General features: G+C 68.2%; 17 protein-coding genes. 9 read left to right on the top strand and 8 right to left on the bottom strand.

The features are described 5' to 3' along the window. Positions 1 to 3 precede the first annotated feature (3 nt). Positions 4 to 879 (top strand): succinate--CoA ligase subunit alpha, encoded by an 876-nt coding sequence (gene sucD / locus Q5Z10_RS17005; RefSeq protein WP_005410793.1) that lies wholly within the window; start codon positions 4 to 6, stop codon positions 877 to 879. A 214-nt stretch (positions 880 to 1,093) separates the two neighbouring features. Further along, positions 1,094 to 2,728, top strand: coding sequence for an NAD+ synthase (locus tag Q5Z10_RS17000; protein WP_303636553.1), 1,635 nt, complete (start codon positions 1,094 to 1,096; stop codon positions 2,726 to 2,728). Positions 2,729 to 2,792: 64 nt separating this feature from the next. Here Q5Z10_RS17000 and Q5Z10_RS16995 read toward each other — a convergent pair whose 3' ends face one another. Beyond that, on the bottom strand, positions 2,793 to 3,995 hold the full coding sequence (locus tag Q5Z10_RS16995) for a lipase family protein (protein WP_303636552.1): 1,203 nt from the start codon (positions 3,993 to 3,995) through the stop codon (positions 2,793 to 2,795). A 188-nt stretch (positions 3,996 to 4,183) separates the two neighbouring features. Further along, positions 4,184 to 5,068 (bottom strand): outer membrane protein assembly factor BamD, encoded by an 885-nt coding sequence (locus tag Q5Z10_RS16990; protein ID WP_303636551.1) that lies wholly within the window; start codon positions 5,066 to 5,068, stop codon positions 4,184 to 4,186. Between the two features lie 113 nt (positions 5,069 to 5,181). Here Q5Z10_RS16990 and rluD point away from each other — a divergent pair, with 113 nt between their 5' ends. From rluD to Q5Z10_RS16975, 3 genes are read left to right on the top strand one after another with little or no spacing between them, the layout of a single operon-like run. Further along, entirely contained in the window at positions 5,182 to 6,171 is a 990-nt protein-coding gene (gene rluD / locus Q5Z10_RS16985) for a 23S rRNA pseudouridine(1911/1915/1917) synthase RluD (protein WP_303636550.1), read from the top strand. After that, complete coding sequence (gene pgeF / locus Q5Z10_RS16980; protein ID WP_303636549.1) at positions 6,171 to 6,938, top strand: peptidoglycan editing factor PgeF; 768 nt, start codon at positions 6,171 to 6,173, stop codon at positions 6,936 to 6,938. Before rluD ends, pgeF begins: the two co-directional genes overlap by 1 nt. After that, complete coding sequence (locus Q5Z10_RS16975) at positions 6,935 to 7,342, top strand: thiol-disulfide oxidoreductase DCC family protein (RefSeq protein WP_303636548.1); 408 nt, start codon at positions 6,935 to 6,937, stop codon at positions 7,340 to 7,342. Before pgeF ends, Q5Z10_RS16975 begins: the two co-directional genes overlap by 4 nt. Positions 7,343 to 7,377: 35 nt before the next feature. Here the strand turns inward: Q5Z10_RS16975 and otsA are convergent, their stop codons facing one another. The 4 genes from otsA to Q5Z10_RS16955 all read right to left on the bottom strand — a co-directional run bounded on the left by otsA (position 7,378) and on the right by Q5Z10_RS16955 (position 13,907). Continuing rightward, positions 7,378 to 8,742 carry an alpha,alpha-trehalose-phosphate synthase (UDP-forming) gene (gene otsA / locus Q5Z10_RS16970; RefSeq protein WP_303636547.1) on the bottom strand — a complete coding sequence of 455 codons (1,365 nt, stop codon included), beginning with the start codon at positions 8,740 to 8,742 and terminating at the stop codon, positions 7,378 to 7,380. Next, complete coding sequence (locus Q5Z10_RS16965) at positions 8,739 to 10,520, bottom strand: glycoside hydrolase family 15 protein (protein ID WP_303636546.1); 1,782 nt, start codon at positions 10,518 to 10,520, stop codon at positions 8,739 to 8,741. Before Q5Z10_RS16965 ends, otsA begins: the two co-directional genes overlap by 4 nt. A gap of 41 nt (positions 10,521 to 10,561) precedes the next feature. Further along, positions 10,562 to 11,320, bottom strand: a complete 759-nt coding sequence (otsB, locus tag Q5Z10_RS16960) for a trehalose-phosphatase (RefSeq protein WP_303636545.1) — start codon at positions 11,318 to 11,320, stop codon at positions 10,562 to 10,564. 151 nt (positions 11,321 to 11,471) lie between these two features. Continuing rightward, positions 11,472 to 13,907 carry a TonB-dependent receptor plug domain-containing protein gene (locus Q5Z10_RS16955; protein ID WP_303636544.1) on the bottom strand — a complete coding sequence of 812 codons (2,436 nt, stop codon included), beginning with the start codon at positions 13,905 to 13,907 and terminating at the stop codon, positions 11,472 to 11,474. Positions 13,908 to 14,123: 216 nt separating this feature from the next. Here Q5Z10_RS16955 and Q5Z10_RS16950 point away from each other — a divergent pair, with 216 nt between their 5' ends. Both Q5Z10_RS16950 and Q5Z10_RS16945 read left to right on the top strand, forming a co-directional pair. Beyond that, positions 14,124 to 14,600, top strand: coding sequence for a DUF3574 domain-containing protein (locus Q5Z10_RS16950; protein WP_303636543.1), 477 nt, complete (start codon positions 14,124 to 14,126; stop codon positions 14,598 to 14,600). 36 nt (positions 14,601 to 14,636) lie between these two features. Beyond that, positions 14,637 to 15,506 (top strand): SH3 domain-containing protein, encoded by an 870-nt coding sequence (locus Q5Z10_RS16945; protein WP_303636542.1) that lies wholly within the window; start codon positions 14,637 to 14,639, stop codon positions 15,504 to 15,506. A 10-nt stretch (positions 15,507 to 15,516) separates the two neighbouring features. On the opposite strand, the gene Q5Z10_RS16940 is transcribed toward Q5Z10_RS16945, so the two are convergent. Together Q5Z10_RS16940 and Q5Z10_RS16935 are read right to left on the bottom strand one after the other, a co-directional pair. Beyond that, entirely contained in the window at positions 15,517 to 15,849 is a 333-nt protein-coding gene (locus tag Q5Z10_RS16940; protein WP_303636541.1) for a hypothetical protein, read from the bottom strand. Next, positions 15,846 to 16,133: a hypothetical protein gene (locus tag Q5Z10_RS16935; protein ID WP_303636540.1), complete on the bottom strand. Its 288-nt coding sequence runs from the start codon at positions 16,131 to 16,133 to the stop codon at positions 15,846 to 15,848. Before Q5Z10_RS16935 ends, Q5Z10_RS16940 begins: the two co-directional genes overlap by 4 nt. 113 nt (positions 16,134 to 16,246) lie before the next feature. Between Q5Z10_RS16935 and Q5Z10_RS16930 the strand changes: the two genes are divergently transcribed. Further along, entirely contained in the window at positions 16,247 to 17,965 is a 1,719-nt protein-coding gene (locus Q5Z10_RS16930) for a thiamine pyrophosphate-dependent enzyme (RefSeq protein WP_303636539.1), read from the top strand. Between the two features lie 298 nt (positions 17,966 to 18,263). Continuing rightward, the gene (locus Q5Z10_RS16925; protein ID WP_303636538.1) at positions 18,264 to 19,874 is read left to right on the top strand and encodes a SulP family inorganic anion transporter; all 1,611 of its coding nucleotides are present in this window, start codon (positions 18,264 to 18,266) and stop codon (positions 19,872 to 19,874) included. The last annotated feature ends 5 nt before the right edge of the window (positions 19,875 to 19,879 follow it).

The raw sequence follows: 19,879 nt of genomic DNA, 5'->3' as shown, positions 1-19,879 counted from the left end.
CCCATGTCTGTTTTGATTAACAAGAACACCAAGGTGATCGTGCAGGGCTTCACCGGCCAGCAGGGCACCTTCCACGCCACTCAGATGATCGAGTACGGCACCCAGGTTGTCGGCGGCGTGACCCCGGGCAAGGGTGGCACCACCCATATCGACCTGCCGGTCTTCAACACCGTTGCCGACGCCGTGCAGAGCACCGGCGCCAACGCGTCGGTCATCTACGTGCCGCCGCCGTATGCGGCCGATGCGATCCTGGAAGCCGCTGCTGCCGGCATCAAGGTCATCGTCTGCATCACCGAAGGCATCCCGGTGCTGGACATGCTGCGCGTGAAGAACGTGCTGACCCGTTCGCATCCGGACACCGTGCTGATCGGGCCGAACTGCCCGGGCGTCATCACCCCGGGTGAGTGCAAGATCGGCATCATGCCGGGCCACATCCACCAGCCGGGCAAGATCGGCATCGTGTCGCGTTCGGGCACCCTGACCTATGAAGCGGTCAAGCAGACCACCGAAGTCGGCCTGGGCCAGTCCACCTGCATCGGCATCGGCGGTGACCCGATCAACGGCCTGAACTTCGTCGACTGCCTGAAGCTGTTCAACGAAGACCCGCAGACCGAAGGCATCATCATGGTCGGCGAAATCGGCGGCGACGCTGAGGAAGCCGGTGCCGAGTACATCAAGAACCACGTGAAGAAGCCGGTCGTCGGTTTCATCGCCGGTGCGTCGGCTCCGGCCGGCAAGCGCATGGGCCACGCCGGTGCGATCGCCTCGGGCGGCAAGGGCACGGCAGAAGGCAAGTTCGCTGCCATGGAAGCTGCAGGCGTCGTCACCGTGCGTTCGCCGGGCGACCTGGGCGCTGCCATCGCCAAGCTGGTGAAATAAGATCGACTGCCTCCGGCAGACGTTCTTGTAGCGTCGAGCCAAGCTCGACGTGCTTGGAAAAGCCGCCTCCGGGCGGCTTTTCTGCGTCCTGGCATCGCGAGCTTGTCCGCCGGGCATGGCCCGGCGCTACCGGGACGGGGCGCACGGTCGTCCGCCGATGGGGCGCACGGCGCGGCGTTACAATGTGGCCATTGCAACCACAGGCTGGATTCCCATGGCTTCGATCCGCATCGCGATGGCGCAGTTCGACTTCCCGGTCGGCGACGTCGCCGGCAATACCGAGCGCATCATCGAGATGATCGGCCAGGCGCGCGACGAGTATGGCGCCGAGCTGGTGATGTTTCCCGAGCTGGCCGTGAGCGGCTATCCGCCGGAGGACCTGCTGCTGCGCCCGGGCTTCCTGTACGAATGCGAGCAGGCGATGATGCGCATCGCCGCCGCCTGCCGTGGCATCACCGCCGTGGTCGGCTGGCCGCAGGCATCCGGCGCGGTGGTCTACAACGCCGCCAGCGTGCTGCGCGATGGCCTGGTCGAACAGACCTACCGCAAGCGCGAACTGCCCAACTATGCGGTGTTCGACGAACGCCGCTACTTCGACGTGGACCCCGACGGCGGCAGCTGCGTGTTCGACGTCAACGGCGTGCCGGTCGGCCTGCTGATCTGTGAGGACCTGTGGTTCGCCGAACCGCTGGCCGACACCGTGCGCGCCGGTGCGCAGCTGGTGGTGGTGCCCAATGCCTCACCGTACGAGCGCGGCAAGCATGCCCAGCGCGATGCGGTGCTGGCCGCGCGGACCCGCGAGAGCGGTGCGGCGATTGCCTATCTCAACGTGGTGGGCGGGCAGGACGCACTGGTGTTCGATGGTGCCTCGGTGGTGGCCGACGGTGATGGCACGGTGCATCCGGCTGCGGCGGCCTTCGTCGACCAGTGGCTGGTGGTGGAGTACGACGGCGAGCACCGCCGCTTCATGCCACACGTGTGGATGGACGATGGCGACGAGAGCATGGATGCGCTGGCCTGGCGCGCGGTGACCCGCGGCATCCAGGACTACTGCGGCAAGAATGGCTTCAGCAAGGTCTGGCTGGGCCTGTCCGGCGGCATCGATTCAGCGCTGGTGCTGGCATTGGCGGTCGACGCGCTCGGCGCCGAGAACGTCACCGCGGTGCGCCTGCCGTCGCGCTACACCGCCGGCATGTCCAACGATCTGGCCGCCGAGCAGTGCGAGGCGCTGGGGGTGAAGCTGGAGGCGGTGTCGATCGAACCGGCGTTCAAGGGCCTGATGGAAGCGCTGGCGCCGATGTTCGAGGGCACCACGGCGGACGTGACCGAAGAGAACCTGCAGTCGCGCAGCCGCGGCGTGATCCTGATGGCGCTGGCCAACAAGTTCGGCGGGCTGCTGCTGACCACCGGCAACAAGAGCGAGTACGCGGTGGGCTACGCGACCATCTATGGCGACATGTGCGGTGGCTACGCGCCGCTGAAGGACCTGTACAAGACCGAGGTGTTCGGGCTGTCGAAGTGGCGCAACACCGTGGGCGGTGCGCCGGTGATTCCGCCGGCGGTGATCAGCCGTCCGCCGTCGGCCGAGCTGCGCGACAACCAGACCGACCAGGATTCGCTGCCGGCCTATGACGTGCTCGATGGCATCCTGTACCGCTACATCGACCAGGAGCAGTCGCGCACCGAGATCGTGGCCGCCGGCTACGACGCGGCCGTGGTGGACCGGGTGCTGCGACTGGTGCGGATCAGCGAATGGAAGCGGCACCAGGCCGCGCCCGGCCCGAAGGTCTCGCGGCGCGCCTTTGGCCGCGAGCGCCGCTACCCGATCAGCAACGGCTACAAGGGTTGAACCGGGTGGGTGCGGACCCTGGTCCGCACCGCCGCTGCCGCCTGCAACCACGCCTCGCGTAGCGCTACGGGGCGTCGTCCAGCAACCGCTCCAGCGCCGTGGCTTCGGCCCCTTCATTGAACCGCCCATCCCCCAGCCGCGCACGCGCGAACGCCAGCCCATCGGCGGCGGCCGCATCCAGCGTGCCGCGGTGGTCGACCGGATAGCGCCGGAATGCGACCGGTTCGCCGCGCACGGCAAGACCGGCGGCATACAGCAGGGTGGTCAGATAGGGCACATCGCGGTCCTGGCTGCCATGGCCCAGCATCAACGGTTGGCTGAACCCGCGGCGGGGGACGCCCAGATAGTCATGCAGCAGGGCCCAGATGCCGGGCACCGTGGTCAACGGCGCACGGAACATGTCGCCGGTCGTGGCACCTTCCAGAGTGATGGCCAGCTCGCCCAGGCATTGCTGGCGTGCCACTGCGATGCGGGCGCGGCCGTTGTCGCTGAGCACCCGGTCGATCTGCGGGGCGACCTGCAGCAGTCCGTCCAGCAGGTAGGCGTGGTAGGCATTGATCGCGCCCGGGTTGGCGGTGCGGTTGTCCGGCCTCATCACCAGCGCGGTGAGCTCGACGGCGGTGGGCGTGCCGGTGGTGAAACTGCCACGGTACTGCAGGGTGGGCCCGCCATGGGACGTCGCCAGATGGCCGGCGGTGAGCGCCGCCGCGCCGCCCTGCGAATGGCCGATCGAGACCCAGCGCGGTGACAGGGTGGCGCTGCCCAGGTACTGGCGGCTGGCCTTGACCAGGTCGATGGCGTTGCGCGCCGCGCTGCGCACGTGCAGGTAGGCGTGGTTGCCCGGGCTGCCCAGCCCCTGGTAGTCGGAGGCGGTGACGGCGTAGCCCTGTTCCAGGAACCGGTCGAGGTAGCGGCCATCGCGCTCGGGCTGGTACGGACCGGACACCGAGGGGGCGCACTGGTCGGCGACGCCCTGGGTGCCGTGCGCCCAGGAAACGACCGGCCAGCCACCGGCCGGTGCGGCCCCGGCCGGCAGGTAGAGCAGGCCGGTGCTTTCCGCCAACCGGTCGTGGGCATCGGGGGTGCGGTAGGTCAGCTTGTAGGCCTGGGCGGCCTTGGACGGGACCCAGCTGGCGCGATAGGGCGCTGCGGAGACCAGATCGCCCGGGGCAGGCGGCGCTGCGGATGCCGGGCCTGCTGCCTGGCCGAGGAGGACGGCGGCGATCAGCGCCGGGACGCGCCGGACGGGGCGGGAAAGGTAGGGCATGCGGGCTCCTTGCCGGCCGGGATGGCCGTTGCGCCGCAGTGTGGAGGTGCCAGGCCGGTGCCGGCAGCGAACGACGTCGCACTGGCCGGCAATTCGTAGAACTCCTAGGTGGCCGGTCCACCCGGCCGGAAGCAGTCGAGCATGGCGCGACTCTACAAAAGGAAAGGGCCCCGTTCGGGGCCCTCTTCTTATTTCTTTTCCAGTCGCGCGTTGCGCTGGCCGGTGGCGGCGGACTTCTCGCCGGCAAACGGGTTCAGCTTGCGGATCATCCACGGGTACTTCGGCCACTTGCCCTCCAGCCACGGGTGATCCGGCTGGTTCAGCTGCAGGACGCGGCGGGCGTCGTCGGCCAGGGTCTTGTTGCCCAGGTGGGTGTAGGAATCGGCCAGCACCGCCACCGCGTCGTTCTGGAACGCGCTCTGCGGGTAGGTCTCCAGCAGGTAGTTGGCGCGACCGGCGGCCGAGACCCAGGCGCCACGGCGCATGTAGTACAGGGCGTTGTCGAGCTCATGCTGGGCGAACACGTCACGCAGCACCAGCATGCGCTGACGCGCATCCGCGGCGTAGCGGCTGTTCGGGTAGCGGTCGACCACCACGTTGAAGTCTGAATACGCCTGATGCGGCGTGGACAGATCGCGACGGCTGGCGTCCAGGGACCATACGCGGCGCAGGAAAACCGTATTGCGGTTGGAGTTGGCCAGGCCGCGCAGGTAGTACAGGTAGGCGATGTTGCGATGGGTCGGGTAGGTGCGGATGAAGCGGTCGATGCTGGACACGGCGTCATCGTGCTTGCCGGCCTTGTACTGGGCATAGGCCGATTCGATCATCGCCTGCTCGGTGTACGGGCCGTAGGGGTACTGGGCCACCAGGCGACGGAAGCTGGCTTCAGCGCCGCTCCAGTTGCCACCTTCCATCAGCTTGTGGCTCTTTTCATAGAGCTGTTCAACCGGGGTGCCTTCATCAGGGCGATCGCCCTTGGTGCCGCGGTTGCAGCCGGTGGCGACGATGACCAGCACCAGCAGCAGGGCGGTGAGGCGGACGGGCGCGGAGAGCAGGGCGGAGCGTCGGATCATGGGGTCAAGGCGGGACGCGGCTGGAATACGAAGGGTCGATGATAGCCTAGTGTCCTGTCCAGCGACTGAAACCGGTCCGCCGGGACCCCAAAATTTCAAAGATGCCCCCTGCCATGTCTGAACAACCCTCCGAATCGGCCCGCCAGGCCGTAGTCCCCGACACCTCTGCCGGTCGCCGTTTCGACGCGGTCGTGGCCGAACTGTTCCCCGAGTACTCGCGCTCGCGCCTGACCGAGTGGATCAAGGCCGGCGACGTCCTGCTGGACGGCGCCCAGGCCCGTCCTCGCGATCCGCTGCGCGGCGGCGAGGTGGTCACCCTGCAGGTGGTGCTGGAAACCCAGACCACCGCCGAGCCGGAGGACATCGCGCTGGACGTGCTGTTCGAGGATGAGCACCTGCTGGTGATCAACAAGCCGGTGGGCCTGGTGGTCCATCCCGGCGCCGGCAACCACAGCGGCACCCTGGTCAACGCGCTGCTGTACCGCGACCCGTCGGTGGCCGTGCTGCCGCGCGCCGGCATCGTGCACCGCCTGGACAAGGACACCAGTGGCGTGATGGTGGTGGCGCGTACGCTGGAAGCGCAGACCGCGCTGGTCGAGCAGCTGGCCGCGCGTGACGTGCACCGCCAGTACCTGGCCGTGGTGATGGGCGCGCTGGTGGCGGGCGGAACCGCCGATGCGCCGATCGACCGCCATCCGCGCGACCGCCTGAAGATGGGCGTGCGCGAAGACGGCAAGGAGGCGGTGACCCATTACCGCCTGCGTGAGCGCTTCCGCGCGCATACCGCGCTGGAATGCCGGCTGGAAACCGGCCGTACCCACCAGATCCGCGTGCACATGGCGCACCTGCGCCACCCGATCGTCGGTGACCCGCTGTACGGCGGCGCGTTGAAGCTGCCCAAGGGCGCCAGCGATGAGCTGGTGGCCGCGCTGCGTGGCTTCAAGCGTCAGGCCCTGCATGCGGAAACCCTGGAGTTCGTGCATCCGGTGACCGGCGAGCAGGTGCGCAACAGCGCACCGGTGCCGGCCGACATGCTGCACCTGATGAAGGTGCTGCGCGAAGACAGCGCCGCCTTCGCCGAACGCGAGCGGGACCGCTGGTGATGACCACCGCACTGCCGCTGCTGGAGGCTGACTGGCCGGCGCCCGCGGGCGTGCGCGCGCTGACCACGCGGCGCCACGGCGCGGGCATTTCGCCGGCGCCGTTCGCGCAGTTCAACCTGGGCAACCGGCATGCGGCCGATGGCGATACGCCGGCCAACGTCGAGCACAACCGGCAGCTGCTGCGCCAGGGGCTGTCACTGCCGTCGGCGCCGCACTGGCTGCGCCAGGTGCACAGCGCCACCGTGCTGCGTTTCGATGCTCCACCGGTGGAGGGGGCCAGTGAGCCGGTGGCCGACGCTGCGGTGACATCGGTGCGCGGCGTGGTGCTGGCGATACTCACCGCCGATTGCCTGCCGGTGGTGTTCGCCGCTGCCGATGGCAGTGAAGTGGGAGCCGCGCACGCCGGCTGGCGTGGCCTGGCCGACGGCATGCTGGAGGCGGCGGTGGCTGCGATGCAGACGCCGCCGGCGCAGCTGCGCGCCTGGCTGGGGCCGGCAGCGGGCCCGGCCGACTACGAGATCGGCGAAGAGGTGTACCACGCCTTCGTCGGCCACGATCCGGCTGCCGCAGCAGCCTTCGTGGCGACCCGTGCCGGGCACTGGCGCGTGGACCTGTTCGCACTGGCGCGGCAGCGCCTGCAGGCGGCAGGCATGGATCCGGCGGCGATCCACGGCGGCACGGTGTCGACGATGGCGGATCCGGATCTGTATTCGCACCGCCGCGACCGCCGCACCGGTCGCATGGCAACGCTGGTGTGGATGGAATGAACCTGGCTGCGGGCCCGGTGATCGTCTTCGACGGCGCCTGTGCGCTGTGCAGCCGATGGGTCCGTTTCCTGCTGCGGTTCGACCGTCAGCGCCGCTACCGTTTCGCGGCGATGCAGGGCGCGCAGGGCAGTGCGCTGCTGCGCGCGCATGGGCTGGACCCGTGCGATCCCAGCTCGTTCCTGCTGCTGGATGCGCGCGGCGCGTGGACCGATACCGAGGCGATCCTGCGCGTGCTGGCCGGGTTGGGCGGTGGGTGGCGCCTGGCCGCCGTGCTGCGGCTGCTGCCGCGCGCATGGCGGGATCGCGCCTATCGGCTGCTGGCACGCAATCGCTATCGCTGGTTCGGGCGCCACGACGCCTGCCTTCTGCCCAGTCCGGAACAGGCTGCGCGATTCCTGGACTGAGCGGCGCCGGGCAGGGCACGGCGCTGCCGCCGGACTCAGCCCTCCAGCGCCTCCAGATAGCTGCGGCGCCAGTGGTTGATGTCGTAGGTGCGCAGGTGGTCCATCATTGCGTGCCAGCGTTCCTGGCGTTTGCGCAGCGACATCGTGGCGGCCGTGGCGATGGCGTCGGCAACGCCGTCCAGGTCATGCGGATTGACCAGCAGCGCCTGCTTCAGTTCATCGGCGGCACCGGCCAGCAGGGACAGCACCAGCACCCCGGGATCGTCCGGATCCTGCGAGGCCACGTACTCCTTGGCGACCAGATTCATGCCATCGCGCAGCGGCGTGACCAGTCCGACCGCAGCGGCGCGGTAGAACCCGGTGAGCGTGGCGTGGGTGAAGTTCTGGTTGACGTAGCGCAGCGGTGTCCAATCGGGTTCGGCGTGGCCACCGTTGATGTGCCCGGCGATCTGCTCCAGCTGGCTGCGCAGCTGCCGGTACTCGGTGACGTCGCCGCGCGAGACCGGGGCGATCTGCAGGTAGGTCAGCGAACCGCGCTGGTCGGGATGGCGCTGCAGGTAGCGCTCGAAACCGAGGAAGCGCTCCGGCAGGCCCTTGGAGTAGTCCAGCCGGTCCACGCCGATGGCCAGCTGGCGATCGCGCAGGCTGCCGCGCAGGTTCTTCACCGCCGCCTTGCTGGCGGCGGTGCTGGCCTGGCGGGCGATCAGCGCGGTGTCGATGCCGATCGGGAACGCTGCGGCCCGGAACCGGCGCCCGCCGGGCGCTTCCAGTTCCCCGTTGTCGTGCACGCGGCCGCCGCCGAACAGGCGCAGGTAGGTCTGGAAGCGGTCGGCATCGCGTTGGGTCTGGAAGCCGACCAGATCGTAGGCATACAGCGCGGAGAACAGGCGCAGGTGGTCGGGCATCGCCTGCAGCAGGTCGGCCGAGGGCATCGGGATGTGCAGGAAGAAGCCGATGCGGCAGCCGATGCCGCGCTCGCGCAGCATGGCGCCTAGCGGAATCAGGTGGTAATCGTGGATCCAGACGATGTCGTCTTCGCGCAGCAGGGGCGCCAGCTTGTCGGCGAACAGGGCATTGACCTTGTGATAGGTCTCGCGGGTGCCGCGGTCGTAGTCGACCAGGTCCAGGCGGAAGTGCAGCAGCGGCCACAGCGTGCGGTTGGCGAAGCCGTTGTAGTAGCCGTCGACATCACGCTTGGCCAGGTCCATCGTGACGTACTGGATATCGCCATCGCGCTGCTCATGCAGCGTGCCACTGCCCTCGCGTACGCTCTTGCCGCTCCAGCCGAACCACAGGCCGCCGCGTTCCTTCAGCGCCGCCAGCAGGCCGACGGCGAGGCCACCGGCGCGGTTTTCGCCGGGCACCGCCACGCGGTTGGAAACCACCACCAGACGGCTCATGATGCCTCCTGCCAGGAACGCGACAGACGCATCGCTGCGGTGATCAGGCCGACATGCGAATAGGTCTGCGGGAAGTTGCCCCAGGCCTCGCCGCCATCAAAGGCGAGGTCTTCGGACAGCAGGCCCAGATGGTTGCGCTGCTGCAGCAGGGCCTCGAACATGTCGCGCGCTTCGTCCAGGCGCCCGATCGCCGCCAACGCGTCGATGTACCAGAACGTGCAGATGGTGAAGCTGGTTTCCGGCTCGCCGAAATCATCCGGGGCGATGTAGCGGTAGAGCGCGTTGCCATGCTTGAGGTCGCGGCCGATGGCTTCGACGGTGGCGACGAAACGCGCATCGGTGGCATCGATGAAGCCGATGTCAGCCAGCAGCAGCAGGGAGGCATCCAGGCGATGCCCGCCGAAGGTATCGGTGAAGTGGCCGAGCTCCTCGCTCCAGGCCTTTTCCATGATGCGTGCGTGGATGGTGTCGGCACGCCCGCGCCAGTACTGCGCGCGGTCGTCGCGCTTGAGGCGCACGGCGATCTTGCACAGGCGATCGCACGCGGCCCAGCACATCGCACTGGTATAGGTGTGCACTTCGGTGCGGCCACGGAACTCCCACAGGCCAGCGTCGGGTACGTCGTGCAGGGCGAACGCCTGTTCACCCAATGGCTCCAGCCGGGCGAAGGTGTGGCTGTCGCCCGGGTCCTGCAGGCGGCGGTCGAAGAACAGCTGCGTGGAGGCCAGCACCACGCTGCCGTAGACGTCGTGCTGGCGCTGCACCCAGGCCAGATTGCCGCGACGCACCGGTCCCATGCCGCGGTAGCCGGACAGCGAAGGCACTTCGTCCTCGTCCAGCCGGGCCTCGAAGCCGATGCCGTACAGCGGCTGCAGCGTGCCGTCGGTGGTGGCCAGGTTGAAGATGTAGCCGAGGAACTGCTCCATCGTGCGGGTGGCGCCGAGCCGGTTCAGCGCGCGCACCACGAACGCAGCGTCGCGCAGCCAGCAGTAGCGGTAATCCCAGTTGCGCACGCTGCCGGGCGCTTCCGGGATCGACGTGGTCATCGCAGCGATGATCGCGCCGCTGTCTTCGTACTGGCACAGTTTGAGGGTGATCGCGCTGCGGATCACCGCGTCCTGCCATTCCAGCGGGATGGACAGGTAGCGCACCCATTCGCGCCAGTAATCGCGGGTACGCTGGAAGGCTTCCTGCACGTAGCCGCTGATGGAGCGGTTCAGCGATTCATCCACGCCCAGGATCAGATGGATCGGATGGTTGAGCACGAACGGCAGGCCGTCACGCACGAAGCGCACCGGAACATCGGTGGTCAGGCGCAGGACATGCTCGGGCAGGATCCAGCGCACGTGGTTGCTGCCCCAGGTGGATTCGGGAACGCGCGCGCCCCAGTCGGCCAGCGGCCGCGCGCGGATCACGATGCGGGGGCTGCCGGCCAGCGGCCGCACCTGGCGGATCAGGCTGACGGGCCGGTAGAAGCGGTCGTTCTGGCGCCAGCGCGGCGCGAAATCGATGATCTCCAGCGCGCCACCGTGCGCATCGCGCAGTACGGTGCGCAGGATCGCGGTATTGCTCAGGTATTCCTGCTCGCTGTCGACCAGGTCTTCCAGCTCGATGGCGAAATCGCCGCCGGTCTGCTGGTTGGGGCCGAGCAGTGCACAGAAGGTCGGGTCGCCGTCGAATGTCGGCAGGCAACTCCAGACAACACGGGCATGTTTGTCGACCAGGGCGCCGAAGCTGCCGTTGCCGACCACGCCCAGATCAAGATCGGGTTGGGTCATCACACGGGAAATCTCGGTTGCGGCCGTGGGGGCGGCCGGGGTCAGTACGCATTCTCACGCAACCAGGCGTGCACGCTGCGTATGTCGGGCAGCGCGAACACCGCCGCGCTGGATTCACGTTGGCCGACGAGCACGCTCCAGCCGTGCAGGCCGTTGGCTGCCTCGAAGCCGAATTCATCGGTCAGATCGTCGCCGAGAAACACCGGCAGGCGTCCGCGGAAGGGCAGGTACTGCATCAACCGGCGTACCGCACGGCCCTTGTCGGTGCCGACCGGGACGAACTCCACGACGTGGTCGCCGGGCTGCAGGCGGTAACTGCTGCGTCCGCGCACGTGACGGTCGGCAAACGCACGCACCTCGCTGGCGGCATGCGGTGCACCGCGCCAGTGCAACGCCAGGCCCACGCCCTTGTCTTCCACCAGCACGCCCGGATGGCCATGCGCGAATCGCATCGCCTGCTGGTGCAGAGCGTGCAGCCAGTCGGCGGTATCGTCATCCTGTTCATCACGCAGCACCCGCCCTTGCTGTGAGCGCAGTTCATGCCCGTGCAGGCCAGCGGCGGGGAGCTGCAGCGGCGCGAACAGCTGGTCCAGCTGCTCCAGTGGCCGGCCACTGACCAGTGCCACCGCGCCTTCCAGGCGATCACTGATGCGGCCGATGGCCTCACGCACATCGGGCAGGAGCTGCACGGCATCCGGGCGTGCGGCGAATTCAATGAGGGTGCCATCCACATCGAGGAACAACGCACAGGCGTCGTCCAGCAATGGAGGTGGCGGACGCAGGGGGAGCGGTTCAGCCATGACGCCCAGCTTGCCAGCGCGGGCGTGTACGTGGGGTCGAGGGCAGGCTACGGCCTTGCTTCGGTGGGTGCCGCGCGTGGGCGGCACGGCAGGCCAGCGCTGCATCGAACCCCGGCAGTGCGGACCCACGGTCCGCACCCACCCGGAGCGATCAGAACGTATAGCGGACGCGGCCGTAGTAGTACGCACCGTTGCTGCCGATCGGGGACAGCACGTCGTACGGCAGGTTGCCGAAATAGTGGATGTCCTCGTTGGAGCGATCCGGGTAGTTGTCGGTCAGGTTCTGTCCGCCGATGGCCACGCTCCACTGCGGGCTGATCCGGTATTCCACTTCGGCATCCAGCTGCCACTCGGCCTGGTAGGTCTGGCGCGGGATGTAGCCATCGCCGAAGTTGAACACGCGGGTGACGCTGCCGTAGCGGTTCACGCGGCTGCTCAGCGACCAGCGGTCGTTGCTCCAGCTGGCCGAGAAACTGCCGCGGGTGCGCGGGGTGGCATCGGTGAGGGTATTGGTCTCTTCGATGCCGAACAGCACGTAGTCCGGGTCGAGCGCCTGCAGCTGCGCGGGCGTGGCCAGCACGTTCTTCAGTGTGGTCCTGGTATACGCATAGGTGCCGGTCAGCAGCAGCTGGCCATCGCCCAGCGACTGGCGCCAGTTGCCCACCAGTTCGGCACCGCGGGTGCGGGTGTCGGCGGCGTTGACGAAGAAACTGGCGCTCTGCAGGCCGCTGACGCCGTAGTTGGTCGCCACGTAATCGGTCAGTGCATCGCCGGTGATGCTCTCCGACAGCGCGATGCGGTCGTCGATGTCGATCTGGAAGAAGTCCAGCGACAGGTCGAAGTGTTCGCCGATGCGGCTGGTGAAGCCCAGCGAGGTGTTCAGCGATTTTTCCGGCTTCAGGCCCTGCGCGCCCAGGCCACGGGCAATGGGATTGTTCACCGACAGCAGGCGACCCTGCACCAGCTGGCCGGCGGCGTTGTAGCCGGTGGAGGTGGATTCGTAACCGATCTGCGCCAGCGACGGTGCGCGGAAGTTGTTGGAGATGGCACCGCGCAGCGCGAAGGCCGGGGTGAACGCGTAGCGCAGGCCCAGCTTGCCGGTCAGCTCGCCACCGAAATCGTCGTTGTGCTCGTAGCGCGCGGCCAGATCGGTGGAGAATTTCTCGCCGAACTGGCTGGACAGGCTGGCGTAGGCACTGGCCACATCGCGCGACAGGGTGGCCGCATCCTGCGGGGTCAGGCCACCGCCGGCCTGCGAGCCGGTCGGGCGATCGGTGTACGGGCCGGCCGCATAGCTGGACGGATCACCCGGACGGGTCTGGTAGCGCTCGTGGCGCACTTCCGCGCCCAGTCCCAGGGTGTGGCTGATGCTGTCGCTCTGCGAGAACACGCGGCTCAGGTCGAGGTTGCCCACCGTCTGTGCGTACTGGTAATCAGCGGTCTTGAAGCGGGTCGGGCTGGTCGGGCCCAGCGAGGCGTTGAGCGAATCCCGCAGGCGGTAGGTGAAGTCGTTCTGGCCGTAATCCAGGCTGCCGTCATAGCTCCACTCGCCCCATTGGCCGCGCAGGCCGGCCACGGCCTGCACATCGCGGTTCTCGCCTTCGGAGATCGGCCGGTAACCGTTGGGATAGACCTCCTTCCAGTTGGCATCGCCATCGGGATAGCGGAAGTAGTTCGCGCCTTCGGTATCCCGCTGGTTGAAGGTGCCGAACGCGTAGAACGTGGCGGTCTTGCCGACCGGGATTTCGGTGTTCAGCCACAGGTTGATGTCCTTGCTGGCCCCATCACCGAGCACATAGTTGCGCTTGCCCTGCAGGGCCAGATTGGCCTCGGTCTGGTCCCACGGCGGAATCAGGTCGAAGCCGGCGCGGTTGGTGCCATTGCGCTTCTTGTACTCCAGGCCCACGCGCAGGAAGCCGCCGTCCTCACCCAGCGCGGTGCCGACCTTGGCGCTGAGGTTGCCGGCCTGGCCATCGGTCAGGGTGCGCCCGATCGGCTTCAGATCGGTGTGGTTGGCGCCGTAGCTGGCTTCGATCTCGCCACCGTCGCCGCCGTTGTCCAGGATCACGTTGATCACGCCGGCCACCGCATCGGAGCCGTACAGCGCGCCGGCACCGTCGCGCAGCACTTCGATGCGCTTGATGGCGCTGACCGGGATCGAATTGAAGTCGACCGGGGTGGTGCCCTTGCCGATCTTGCTGTCGGTGTTGACCAGCGCGGTGTGGTGGCGGCGCTTGCCGTTGACCAGTACCAGCACCTGGTCTGGCGACAGGCCACGCAGCTGCGCCGCGCGCACATGGTCGGCGCCGCCGGAGTTGGACTGGCGCGGGAAATTGAACGACGGCAGCAATGCCTGCAGCGCACTGCCCAGCTCGCCGTTGACCACGCCGGCCTTGCGGATGTCCTCGGCACTGAGCACATCCACCGGCGAGGTGGATTCGAGCACGGTGCGGTCGGCGGCACGGGTGCCGGTGACGATCACGGTGTCGAGGTTGGTGGCGTCCTGGGCCAGGACCGGGACGGCGGTGGAGGAAAGCACGAGGGCGATGGCGACGCCGAGCGGCGACGCGGGCAGGCGGACGGACATGGGGGCTCCAGCAACAACGACGACGGGGAAGGGGGGGAGATGGTTTCACTTACATCCATCCGGATGAAGCGATATATTATCTTCGCGTGATGACCGATGCCGATGCAAGCCCCTGCCGGTGCGGCATGAGCTGATACCGCGCCGGCATCAGCACGCCGGGCCGGTGGCGCTGTACGCTGCCGGCTCGCCTTGTCCCCCTTCCCCGGAGCTGTACCAATGAAACACCTTGGTCTCGTCCTTGCCGCGTTGCTGGCCACCAGCGGCTGCGCCAGCCTGTCCTCGCAGGCACCCAGCGCCTATGCCACCACCGCCGAGCTGAAGGGCGATGCCGCGCGCCCGTCCAGCGGCCACGGCTGGGTGCGCAGCGAGCTGTACTTCGGCGTGGGTGAAGAGCAGGGCGCGGGTGACCGGCCGCAGGCGGACACGATCAGCGAAGCGCAGTGGCGCAGCTTCCTGGACAAGGAAGTGACCCCGCGCTTTCCGGATGGCCTGACCGTGTTCGATGCCTACGGGCAGTGGCTGTTCCGTGGCGATGCCGCGCCCAACCGCCTGCGTACCAAGGTGCTGGTGGTGCTGCACGCGGACACCCCGCAGCGTCGCGCCGACATCGAAGCGATCCGGCTGGCCTGGAAACAGCAGACAAAGCACCAGTCAGTGCTGTGGTCGCGGCAGGCGGTTGACGTATCGTTCTGACCTGGAGGCGCCACGGTGGCGCCGCAGGGAACGACGATGAAACACAGGGATCCTGTGCCTGGCCTGCTGCTGGCAGGCCTGCTGGCGAACCTGCTGCCGGGGGCGGCACAGGCGGCCGGCGACGATGCGCCGCTGCGGTTCGAGGCCGCGCCCGGCGTTCACGTTCAGGCCGAGGCGACGGAGGACGGCCGCATCGCCGTCCTGCTTTCGCCTCCGGGCAGGCGCCTGACCCTGCCGGGCGCCGCCGATGCCGATGGCAAGTCGCGGCTGTCCGCCGAAGACGTGGATTTCGATGGGCTGCCGGAACTGGTCGCGCGCGCGCCGGTGGGCATGGTCAATGAAGCCGTGGCGGTGTATCGGTTCGACCCGACCAGCGGCGGTTTCCGCGCGCTGCAGGCTGAAACCCACGGGCGTGACAACTGCGGCGGCCTGATGGGCCTGACCGTTGATGCGGCCACGCGCACGCTGACCAGCAGCTGCCGCAGCGGGCCGATGTGGTACACCGACCAGTACCGGTTCAGCGGCACGCAGCTCTATCTGTACCGCTCCGAGGACGTGCTGCAGCTGGGCGACACGTTGAACGCCGCGCTGCAGCCGGATCGCAGCGACGAGAACGGCCCGCTGGCGGTCTGGCGCACCCACGATGCTGCCGGCGGCGTGCTGGAAAGCGCCATCGGCGATGGATTGAGCGCACCGGCCAGTGGCGAACCGCTGCGCGGCCAGCAGGCCACGGTGCTGCCCGCGCGCCTGTTCCTGTTTGAACGCCCCGGTGCTGCAAGTACCCGGCGCTATCTGCTGCAGGGCGATCGCGTGGAGATGCTGGATGAGCGGGACGGCTGGGTGAAGCTGCGCTACCGCAACCCGAAACAGGGCGTGGTTGAGGGCTGGATCAACGTCAACGACTGAAGGCCCGGGGTCAATCGCCGCAGCAATGGATGGTGGCGCCCTGGCGACGGGCCTGGTCGAACAGCAGCAACAGGCGCAGACCTGCCGCTGCCAGGGGGGAGTCCGCGCCCAGCGGCTCCTCGAGGAGGCGGCCGATGATCTCCTGCACGAGCGCCTGCGACTGTTCCGGCGATATCTCCTGCCGCCCATGGACGTCCTGCATCAACCGGCACAACTGCGGGTACCGCCGCGTGCCGGCGCTGAGGAGGGCCTGTTCGTCAGGCGCGATCCAGGCGTGCCGGCCCGGGCCGGGGCCATCGTCGAGATGAAGATCGAATGCCATATCGGTCGCGGTGCCGGTCAACGGATCTGCCAGGTTGCGGCCTGGCCTGCGTGATGGGCTGCGGCAAACGCCAGCAACAGGCGAAGGCCGCTTCGGCGCTGGACCGTGTCATCGCCTACTGCGGCCAGGCAGGCCAGCACTTCGTCCACTGCATCGGCGAGCTGCGGCGCGTTGAAGCTTCCACGCGGCTGCTGCAGCAGCTGGGACAGGTGCGGATGCTGGGCCGCGTCGAGCGACCTGAGCCATTGCAGCTCGTGGTAGTCCAGGATCTGGCGCTGTGCCGCGTGGTGCACGATGAGCTGCATGATCGATCCCGTGGCAACTGCCGGCAATGTAGCGGATCGGCCGGACGATGCCCACGGAGACATCACCTCGCCGGGTCTAGCCTCGTACGTTCCCCCGTTCGAGGATGTATCCGATGAGCAAGCGCGTGGCAGAGATTGTGGTGGACACCCTGCAGCAGGCCGGCGTCCGTCGTTGCTACGGCATCGTCGGCGATACGCTCAACCATGTGACCGACGCGCTGCATGGCAGTGAGATCGCCTGGGTGCACGTACGCCACGAAGAAGTGGCCGCGTTCGCGGCAGGCGCCGACTCGCTGGTGAGTGGCGAACTGACGGCGTGCGCCGGATCCTGCGGCCCCGGCGGCCTGCACTTCATCAACGGCATCTTCGAGAGCAACCGCAACCGCGCGCCGATGGTGCTGATCGCCAGCCAGGTGGTGACCAGCGAGCTGGGCATGGAGTTCCCGCAGGAAGTGGATTTCAAGGCGGTCTATGGCTGCTGCACCGTGTTCTGCGAGCAGGTGCACAGCCCCGCGCAGGCCCGTCGCGTGGTGGCGCTGGCCTGCCAGGCCGCGATCAGCCGGCGTGGCGTGGCGGTGGTGATCCTGCCGGCCGACATCAGCGAGGCCGAGGTGAAGCACGATGTGCCGTTCTCGGTGCATTACACCCAGCCGGTGCTGCGCCCGTCCGACGCCGAGCTGCAGCAGATCGCCGAGCTGCTGGGGCAGGGCAAGCGCGTCGGCATCTATGCCGGCGCCGGCTGCCAGGGGGCGCACGCGCAGCTGCTGGAACTGGCGCGGCGACTGCAGGCGCCGGTGGCACACACCTCGCGGGCGAAGGATTTCGTCGAGCCCGACAACCCGTACAACATGGGCATGACCGGCATCTTCGGCATCGAATCCGGCTTCCATACGCTGATGGAGTGCGACACGCTGCTGCTGCTCGGCGCCGATTTCGCCTGGGGCCAGTTCTATCCGGACAAGGCGACGATCATCCAGGTCGACCGCGATGGCAGCCACCTGGGTCGTCGCCATCCGGTGAACCTGGGCGTGGTCGGTGACATCGCGCCGACGCTGGACGCCCTGCTGCCGATGCTGCCGCCGCGCGAGGACAGCAGCTTCCTGGACGAGTGCATCGAGCGCCGCGACAAGGCATTGAAGAAGCGCGAACAGGAGGAACAGCCGGGTGAGGGCGAGCTGATCCATCCGCAGCACCTGACAGCGCTGCTGTCGAAGTACGCAACGGATGACGCGCTGTTCACCGCCGACGGCGGCTCGCCGATGGTGTGGGTGCTGCGGCATGTCCGGGTGAACGGCCGCCGTCGCACCCTGACCAGCCTGCTGCACGGCACGATGGCCAATGCGATGCCACAGGCGCTTGGCCTGCAGAAGGCGTTCCCCGGGCGCCAGGTGATCTCGCTGTCCGGCGACGGTGGCCTGGCGATGCTGCTCGGTGACCTGCTGACAGCGGTGCAGGAGAACCTGCCGATCAAGGTGGTGGTGTTCAACAACGGCTCGCTGAACTTCGTCGAGCTGGAGCAGAAGGTGGAAGGCCTGCTGGACAACTACACCGACCTGAAGAACCCGGATTTCGGCCGCCTGGCCGAGGTGATCGGCTTCCACGGCCGTACCGTCACCCGCAGCGAGGATCTGGAGGACGCCGTGCAGGATTTCCTGGCCCAGCGCGGTCCGGCGCTGCTGGACGTGCACACCAGCCGTGCCGAGCTGGTGATGCCGCCGCAGATCGAGGCCAAGCAGGTGGCCGGGACGGCGCTGTATGCGGCCAAGGCGGTGTTGAACGGCCGCTTCGACGACGTGAAGCATCTGCTGGTGGACAACTTCCTGAAGAAGTAAGGGGTTGGTCGAGGCAGGGCTGCGCCCTGCACCCGCTACGAGGCGGAGCCAGAGCAGAAGCGGGTTTCCTGAGCGATGGCGGGGTGGGGCCGGTTGCGGGGGGCACTTCAGGGGTGGGTTTACGGCGTGTCCTGCGCAGCCCACCCCGCACGGCCCCCTCCGATGAACCCGCTTTCGGCGACCAACCCAGTCACGAGGGGCCCCGCCGTTGGCTGGAACCCATCATTCCACGACGGAATTGGCGCGCCGGGCCGGCTGGGCCTACCATCGGCGGTCCCCACCCCCCACCGCCCCTTCCATGTCCGTTCCCGCTTCCACTGCGCCGCGCCGCTGGTTCGTCGCCGGCGACTTCAATGGCTTCTTCGGCCTGGTCGTCGACAACCTCTCCATCCTCGGCTTCATCGCCATGGCCCTGGTCGGGATTTTCCAGTTTCCCGCCGAGGTGGTGTTCGGCCGCATGTTCCCCGGTACCGCCTTCGGCGTGCTGGTCGGCAACCTGCTCTACACGCTGATGGCACGCCGCCTGGCCGCGCGCACCGGCCGCGACGATGTCACCGCCATGCCGCTGGGCCTGGATGCACCGACCAGCATCGGCATGGCGCTGCTGGTGCTCGGCCCGGCGTTCATCGCCTTCAAGCAGCAGGGCATGGACCCGCATGCCGCCGGCATCGCCACCTGGCAGCTGGGCATGGCCGCGCTGGTCATCATGGGCCTGCTCAAGTTCGTGCTGTCGTTCTTCGGCGAGGCGGTCACCCGCGCGCTGCCGCGTGCCGCGCTGCTGGGTTCCATCGCCGGCATCGCCTTGGTGCTGATGGGGCTGCTGCCGCTGCTGGAGACCCTGCGTTCGCCGCTGGTCGGCTTCACCACGCTGGGCCTGCTGCTGTACGTGCTGATCGCCAAGGGCAGGCTGCCGGTGCGTGGCCCCGGCGTGCTGCTGGCCTTCGTGTTCGGCACCGTGCTGTATTACGGCCTCGGCCTGGCCGGGCTGGGGGCACCGGGCTTCCATGTGCCGGCCTGGGTACCGCCACAGATCGTGCTGCCGCTGCCGACGCTGGGCTTCCTCGAGGGCCTGCCCACGGCGATGACCTACCTGCCGCTGCTGCTGCCGTTCGGCCTGTTGATGGTGGTGGGCGGCATCAACGTGTCCGAGAGCGCACGTGCGGCCGGTGATGATTACCGCACCCGTGACATCCTGCTGGTGGAAGCGGTGGCCACGCTGGTCGCCGGTGTCTGCGGCGGCGTGGCGCAGACCACGCCCTACATCGGCCAGCCGGCGTACAAGCACATGGGCGCGCGCAGCGGCTATACGCTGCTGACCGGCCTGTTCGTCGGCATCGGCGGCATGCTGGGCATCATTTCCGGTCTGGTGCAGTGGCTGCCCCTGGCCGTGCTGGCACCGATCATCGTGTACGTGGCCATCGACATCACCACGCAGGCCTTCCAGGCCACGCCGCGCCAGCACGCCGGTGCGATGGTGTTCGGGTTCCTGCCATCGGTGGCCTATCTGCTGGCGATCAAGGCGCCGGGCTGGATCGCACCGGACCAGTTGCCGCAGCTGCTGACCAGGCTCGATGGCCATGGCCTGCCGGAACTGGCGGTGATCTTCACCCTCGGCAACGGCTTCATCATCACCTCGATGCTGTGGATCTCGGCGGTGGCCGCGATGGTCGATGGCCGCCTGCGCCGCGCCTGCGGCTTCCTGCTGGTGGCGGCGCTGCTGACCCTGTTCGGCCTGATCCATTCGGTGGACCCGCGCGGTGGCATCTACCTGCCGTGGGATCTGCAAGGGCTGGCGCGGATCATCAGCTGGCAGTTCGCGGGGGCCTATGTGGCGCTGGCCGTGCTGCTGGGGCTGCTGTCGTTGCAGAAACAGCCGGTGAAGCCGCCGGCTGATCGCAGCGATCATTGACCCGG

Origin of the sequence: Stenotrophomonas sp. 704A1, assembly GCF_030549525.1 — a bacterium.
Taxonomy (GTDB): Bacteria; Pseudomonadota; Gammaproteobacteria; order Xanthomonadales; family Xanthomonadaceae; genus Stenotrophomonas; species Stenotrophomonas tuberculopleuritidis.
This window is presented reverse-complemented; position numbering and strand designations above follow the sequence as displayed.